7 protein-coding genes are annotated in these 6,639 nt (G+C 43.5%); 6 read left to right on the plus strand and 1 reads right to left on the minus strand.

Annotation, left to right across the window (positions count from 1 at the left end; all coding sequences use genetic code 11):
* Positions 1–259: 259 nt before the first annotated feature.
* The 6 genes from H532_RS0113780 to H532_RS0113805 all read left to right on the plus strand — a co-directional run bounded on the left by H532_RS0113780 (position 260) and on the right by H532_RS0113805 (position 5,917).
* Positions 260–1,252: an NAD(P)H-quinone oxidoreductase gene (locus tag H532_RS0113780; RefSeq protein ID WP_027725950.1), complete on the plus strand. Its 993-nt coding sequence runs from the start codon at positions 260–262 to the stop codon at positions 1,250–1,252.
* Positions 1,253–1,311: 59 nt separating this feature from the next.
* Positions 1,312–1,863, plus strand: coding sequence for a 2'-5' RNA ligase family protein (locus tag H532_RS0113785; RefSeq protein WP_027725951.1), 552 nt, complete (start codon positions 1,312–1,314; stop codon positions 1,861–1,863).
* A gap of 237 nt (positions 1,864–2,100) precedes the next feature.
* Entirely contained in the window at positions 2,101–3,312 is a 1,212-nt protein-coding gene (locus tag H532_RS19010; protein WP_051263351.1) for an MDR family MFS transporter, read from the plus strand.
* Between the two features lie 172 nt (positions 3,313–3,484).
* Positions 3,485–4,219 (plus strand): ABC transporter ATP-binding protein, encoded by a 735-nt coding sequence (locus tag H532_RS0113795; RefSeq protein WP_027725952.1) that lies wholly within the window; start codon positions 3,485–3,487, stop codon positions 4,217–4,219.
* Entirely contained in the window at positions 4,209–5,225 is a 1,017-nt protein-coding gene (locus tag H532_RS0113800) for an ABC transporter permease (RefSeq protein WP_027725953.1), read from the plus strand. Before H532_RS0113795 ends, H532_RS0113800 begins: the two co-directional genes overlap by 11 nt.
* A 53-nt stretch (positions 5,226–5,278) precedes the next feature.
* Positions 5,279–5,917, plus strand: a complete 639-nt coding sequence (locus H532_RS0113805) for a TetR/AcrR family transcriptional regulator (RefSeq protein ID WP_027725954.1) — start codon at positions 5,279–5,281, stop codon at positions 5,915–5,917.
* 420 nt (positions 5,918–6,337) lie between these two features.
* On the opposite strand, the gene H532_RS19015 is transcribed toward H532_RS0113805, so the two are convergent.
* Positions 6,338–6,639: transposase (locus tag H532_RS19015; RefSeq protein WP_245566476.1), on the minus strand; the 302-nt coding region annotated here is incomplete at its 5' end.

The following is a 6,639-nucleotide window of genomic DNA, read 5'->3' on the forward strand; positions in this document are numbered from 1 at the left end:
CTTTGACTCTGTGAGACATGGGAGGGTAAACCGCCATGAGCGTTGTGGAGATCCCTATGTGCGATCATATCTTTGTTACCAGATAAAGGTAAATAGAACCTTTGTCTTACACGAAGTCAACTTAAACATCCATTTATTAGGTAAAATAACTATAATATCCATGAATTGATTGACAGGTAAAAACAATTGGTGCAGATTTCCGGAGAAAATGCGAGTAATTTTAAGAAAAACTTTATTTTATAGAGGGAGGGAAAAAACAATGAAAGCCGTTTTAGTTAAAAAACCGGGGGACGCTGGGCAGTTATATATCGGCGAATTTCCAACGCCGGAACCCCAAGACAAGGAGATTCTTGTCAAAGTGAAAGCGACAGCCGTCAATCGCGCCGATATCCACCAGCGCAAAGGCCATTATCCGCCGCCAAAAGGGGCAAGCCCGATCATCGGTCTAGAAGTTTCTGGCGTCGTTGAAGCGACCGGAGCAAATGTCACCAAATGGAAAGTGGGCGATCGCGTTTTCGGATTGCTTGAAGGTGGGGGATATGCCGAATATGCGGTCTTGCACGAAGACATGGCGATGCCGATTCCAGATTCCTTGAGTTATGAGGATACGGCAGCCATTCCGGAAGTTTTCCTAACAGCGTACCAAACGCTGTTTTGGATCGGCCATTTAAAACAAGGTGAAAGGGTGTTGATCCACGCCGGTGCGAGTGGCGTCGGAACGGCAGCGATACAAATGGCCAAGTTAAATGGGGCATATGTTGCGGTTACAGCAGGATCTAAGGAAAAACTGGACGCTTGCCAAAAGCTCGGGGCCGATCTTGCCATCAACTACAAAACGGATGATTTTGCCAAAGTCATACAAGAAGCGCTCGGCCCGTCCTCAATCGATGTCGTTCTTGATTTTATCGGCGCATCGTATTGGGAACAAAATCTTGAAGTCCTCGGTATGGATGGCCGCCATGTGTTGATCAGCACGCTTTCCGGTTACAAACTTGAAAATGTGGATTTGCGAGCCATTATGGGCAAACGACTGACGCTTACGGGAACGACGCTACGGTCACGCGACAGAGATTATAAAGTCAAATTAACCCAAGAATTTATGGACACCATGCTGCCTTTGTTTAAAAAAGGCGAGTTGAAACCGATTGTGGATCGCGTGTTTCCGATCGCGGAAGTTCAAGAGGCTCACAGATATATGGAAGCCAATAAAAATATCGGCAAAATCGTTCTTAGCGTAGGAGAACTCCGTTGACGGAAGGAGAGGAGTTCTCCTCTTTTTAATATGAAATTTTAGGTGAGGGGGGAACCAATATGTATGGGACCATCTTATGTTTTGACGATTCTACAGAGAAACAGATTGATTGGATTTGGTCGCAACTTGCTGAGGCGAACATTTCTTTTTACCATATCGAAAAAAATGGAAAGAAAAAACGCCCGCATGTGACGCTAGCAGATTACGGTGAGCTCAATTTGGACGCGTTTAAGGATAAGTTTTTATCATTTTTTTCGAAGAGAACCTCATTTGCGCTTGATTTTTCAACGCTCGGTTGCTTTTCAAGCGCAGGAACGCTATTTCTCGCACCGGTTATGACCGAAGATCTATGGCGTCTCCATATGGATTACCATAGATTTTTCGGTGAGTTTTGTGATATTGAAAATTCCTATTACTTGCCCGGCAAATGGGTGCCGCATTGCACCCTCGCCAATCATTTACCACATAAAGATTTCTTAAAGGCGTTCGATTTCATCGCAAGAGATTTTAAACCAATTAAGGCGCAATTGAGCGAAGTCGTTTTAATTAAAATTGAATATAACAATGGTGAAGCGGTCGGCTCTACACCTATCATCCATTACCGATTCTAATAAAACTAATTTTGTGCCTCAGACCGATTTTTGAAAAATACTTGAACACTAAGTATTGATGATGAGATGTTAAATAGATAAATGTCGCTCATGACCGAACACCATTATAAGATAAAAACGCTCGGTGCTTCAGTTAATAAGTTTCCCTTATGTTTAATCATAAAAATTTAAAAATTTTATTATCGATCTTTTCGTTATAAGATGATGGAGAGACTATAAAAAGGGGAAAATTCATCCATGAAAGCTTTAAAAACCTTTCATCCGATCGTGACATCACTTTTACTCGGTACGGTCATGGTTAGGGCAGCGAGTCTTATGTCGATGCCGTTTTTAGCGATCTATCTATCAAAAACAACGGCGATGAATCCAGTTCTCATCGGCCTTGTCATCGGAATGGGACCGCTGACATCGACAGTTGGGAGTTTTATTGGCGGAACACTATCGGATTTGTTCGGCCGAAAAAAATTGATGTTTTCAGCACTCTTCATCTATGGCATGGTTTTTGTCGGTTTTGCAACGGCAAAAGCCCCATGGGTGTTCTTGTTGCTTAACGCTGTCAATGGGTTGTGTCGCGCCTTTTTTGAACCGACCAGTCAGGCTCTGATGTCGGACCTCACACCTCAGGAAAAACGGGTGAGACTCTTTTCTCTGAGGTATACGGCCATTAATGTCGGTGCCACAGTCGGGCCGTTACTCGGAGCCTTGTTCGGTTCGGTGGCAGCTAATCTTGCCTTTTTCATAACGGCGGCCGTTTATTTTATGTACTTAATCTCCCTTATCATATTGTTTATGATTTTTCCTATTCAGCAAGCTGGTGAAACTAGCGCGCATAAAATTACCTTTGCTTCGGCGATACGCGTCATCAGCAAAGATAAAGCCCTTTTTTATTTTATCCTTGCCGGTATTATGGTCAATCTGGGGTATTCACAAATTGAATCCACGTTGCCGCAGTATTTAAAAGATTCTCTTGCTAACGGGGTTTTGCTTTATTCCGTCTTATTATCCTTAAATGCTGTCACGGTGGTTGTTTTACAAATTCTACTCATGCGATTTACGGAGAAATTATCGATGCTTAAAGGGCTCATCGTCGGTACGGTGCTAATGTCCATGGGTTATTTTGGGTTTTCCCTGTCCCACGGTTGGGTAATGTTTATCCTCTCCATGTTGGTCTTAACGCTAGGAGAAATCTTCGTCTTTCCTTTGGGTGGGGTTATTATTGATCGCCTCGCCAGTGAAAAATTACGAGGCACCTATTTCGGAGCGAACGGGCTTCGTTCCATCGGTTTTTTTGCGGGACCGTGGCTTGGCGGTTTGCTTTTTGATGCAACGAACGGCTCTGTGCTTTATCTTATGACCGCAGGTGTTGTCCTTTTTGGCATTGTGCTTTATACATCGGGCTATAGGACGATGGTCAAAAACGAAAAAAAACGGAAAAAGGAAGCCTCTTAAAGGGGCGTTAAAACAGATAATTTTTTTGAGGCGTCTATCCATGAGGCGCTTCTTTTTTGTGGTCGTGGCGAATTTTGTCGAAAAAAAGAGACAGAACGGACTTTACTTCTCCTTTTTTGGCGGTAAAATAGAAGTGAGTAATCACTCATTTTTAAAAATAGGTGGTTAGAATATGGCAAACACAGGGGTATTAACGGTTAATCATGTGTCAAAAAGGTTTGGGGAAAAACGGGTCCTCAAGGATGTGAACTTCTCCATTGACCGACCGGAAATTTTCGGTTTGCTCGGGCCATCAGGAGCGGGGAAGACGACGCTGATTAAGATGATTGCAGGAATGGATCAGCCGACAGAGGGAACTATTCACGTTTTAGGGCAGAAAGTGCCTGACCTCGCGCTTATGAACAAGATCGGCTATATGGGGCAATCGGATGCGCTTTATGAAGAGCTCTCGGCATTCGAAAACCTTGCCTTTTTTGCGGCTTTATATGGTCTTACTGGTAAAAGGATGAAAGAACGGGCGCAAGAGGTTTTAGAACTTGTGGGGCTCTCCCAAGACGCCAAGACGATCGTTGAGCGTTTTTCTGGCGGTATGAAGCGGCGGCTATCGCTTGCCATCGCACTCATGCATCAGCCGCAAATCCTTATTTTGGATGAGCCGACCGTCGGCATCGATCCGTTTTTAAGGCAAAAACTGTGGGAGACATTTGAAAACTTTCGGAAAAGCGGTGTGACCATCATCGTCACCTCGCACGTCATGGATGAAGCCGAACGTTGTGCGAGACTCGGGCTCATCCGGGATGGTCGATTAATCGCCCTAGGGACACCAGAAGAGTTGAAAACAGCCACCGAGACCAACAGCATGGAAGAAGCGTTTCTCAAGTTTGGGGGGGAAAATGATGCGAATTAGAGCCATTACTACGAGAATTATTCACCAATTTTTACGCGATAAGCGGACGATCGCTTTGATGTTCCTTGCCCCGCTTTTGGTGATGACCTTGATGAACCTCGTGTTTAAAGGGGACGAATATCACCCGAAAATCGGCCTTGTCAACGCCCCGGCACAGATTAAGGAAAAACTGAAATCGAGCGGGACGACAATAAAAGCATTCACTTTAAAAGAAGCCAAATCCCAGTTAAAGAAAGCTCACATCGACGGTTATGTCTTATTCGAACAAGGGAAAGTGAAGATTTATTTGGAAGGCAGTGATCCGAAAGTAAATCAATCGGTATTACAAGCCTTAGAGCAGTTGAAAGACAAGTTGCCTTCAGCGCTAAAACCGATCGTTTATTATTTGCACGGTGGCAAAAACTTAAGTACATTTGACAATTTTGGACCGGTGTTGCTTGGTATTTTTGTGTTTTTCTTTGTCTTCTTAATCGCTGGCGTTTCCTTGTTGAGAGAAAGAACAAGGGGAACATTGGAAAGAATCTTGGCCAGTCCGCTGAGAAGATCGGAACTCGTCATCGGTTATATTTTTGGATTTGGTCTGTTTACGATTCTCCAATCCGCTTTAATTGTTTCTTATTGTGTCTATGTATTGGATCTCTGGATGGCTGGGTCCATCTGGTGGGTGCTTCTCATCACGCTGCTTCTTGCCCTTGTGGCGCTATCTCTCGGCACCCTTTTATCGACGTTTGCCAATAATGAACTACAAATGATTCAGTTCATCCCGCTTGTGATCGTTCCGCAAGTCTTTTTCTCAGGCCTCTTTAATCTGGAGACGATTTCCGATTGGGTGAGCTGGATCGGGGTCATCACACCGCTTTATTACGGCGCGGATGCCCTTCGCGATGTCATGCTAAGGGGAGAAGGCTGGTCGGCGATCTCAGCTGATTTAGGCGTCCTTTGTCTATTCGCTGCTCTTTTTATCTCCTTAAATATATTGACGCTCCGCAAATACCGCCGGTTATAATACGGATAGGTTGAGAAAGAACACAAAATTTTTATGGTTTAAGAGGGTTAGCCATGGAAGATTGGGAATGGATTTTTGAAACGGTCGGAGATGACGGCCAATTAACCGAAAAACAAAAACAAATTATCAAAGCAGCGATTGAAACGTTTGCGGAAAAGGGGTACTCTGCGACATCTACAAATGAAATCGCCAAAAAGGCGGGTGTCGCTGAAGGGACGATTTTCCGCCATTTTAAAACGAAAAAAGATCTATTAATCGCCATTGTCACACCAGTCATGAAAAAACTTGTCGCACCGTTTGTTATCCGGGATCTGAACAAAGTTTTGGATCAAAAGTATGACACCTTTGAAGCATTTCTGCGGGCTTTGATCGAAAATCGCAAACAATTTTTGGAGAGAAATTTTTCGATGATTAAAATCCTCGTTCAAGAAGTTCCGTTTCATCCCGAACTCAAAGCCCTTTTTCAAAATCATGTCGCCAAGGAACCGCTTCAAAAAGCCATGGCTATGATCCGCCACTTTCAAGAAAAAGGGGACATTGCACCATTATCTCCGGCAACAATTTTGCGATTAGTCTTTTCAGCCGGGGTAGGTTATTTGCTGGCAAGAAAAATTATAGACCCGGAATATTGGAATGATGACGAAGAAATGGAGGCAACGATCCGGTTTATTTTAAATGGGTTAAAACCATAACGATCAAGTAAATGGGGTATATTCCCATAACTATGATCCTTCCATATAGAATAAAAAACCATTAAACATCGACAATTCTCGTGATGTCGATTGAGGCTTTAATTATATTTTATCAAGGTAAATCAATCGTTTGAAAATTGAATAATATAGGAGGAAATTTATAAGCAAAAAAGAAATTTTCAGTTTGATCCGGCTTGGCATCATTTCCGTCGCGCTCTTCATTTTAGTTTGGATTTTTTTACTAAAGTTTGTTGATGTTGAAAAAGGGCAAGCAGAGCGTCTCAAGTGGAGTAATGATGTCGAAGCATGCGGCAGATGATGTCGGTGGCAAACGGTTATTGCCTTTGTAGGTGAAAAAGGGCAGGGAAGTCTATCAATCTTCATGTTTACTTAGGGACTACTGAACAACCTACATTTTGATCAAAAGCTTACCACTCGCAGTTTGTGACATGAAAATACCTGACGAATGATCAAGTGAAAAAAGGAAAAAAAAGTATCCCGAAGGATCTTTTCAAGGTTCATAACCAGAAACTGCAGGGCAATGACGGTTTCACTTGTCTGTCGAAGGCGTGCTCGAATAAGACCAAGCCCATATGTACGCTTGCCCTCGCCAAATTTGCCTTCGACGGCGTTCCGATCCAAGGCGTCCTGGTATTCTATTCGTTTTTGGGCGCTGTCTTCCTCACTGTCTTTTAAAGGCCGGCCCAGTTTCGGTCCGCTCA

Source organism: Tuberibacillus calidus DSM 17572 (genome assembly GCF_000430685.1).
Lineage (GTDB): Bacteria > Bacillota > Bacilli > Bacillales > Sporolactobacillaceae > Tuberibacillus > Tuberibacillus calidus.

Coding starts and splice junctions, on each gene's coding strand:
- H532_RS0113780 (WP_027725950.1), top strand. CDS start 260: ATGAAAGCCGTTTTAGTTAAAAAACCGGGGGACGCTGGGCAGTTATAT.
- H532_RS0113785 (WP_027725951.1), top strand. CDS start 1,312: ATGTATGGGACCATCTTATGTTTTGACGATTCTACAGAGAAACAGATT.
- H532_RS19010 (WP_051263351.1), top strand. CDS start 2,101: ATGAAAGCTTTAAAAACCTTTCATCCGATCGTGACATCACTTTTACTC.
- H532_RS0113795 (WP_027725952.1), top strand. CDS start 3,485: ATGGCAAACACAGGGGTATTAACGGTTAATCATGTGTCAAAAAGGTTT.
- H532_RS0113800 (WP_027725953.1), top strand. CDS start 4,209: ATGCGAATTAGAGCCATTACTACGAGAATTATTCACCAATTTTTACGC.
- H532_RS0113805 (WP_027725954.1), top strand. CDS start 5,279: ATGGAAGATTGGGAATGGATTTTTGAAACGGTCGGAGATGACGGCCAA.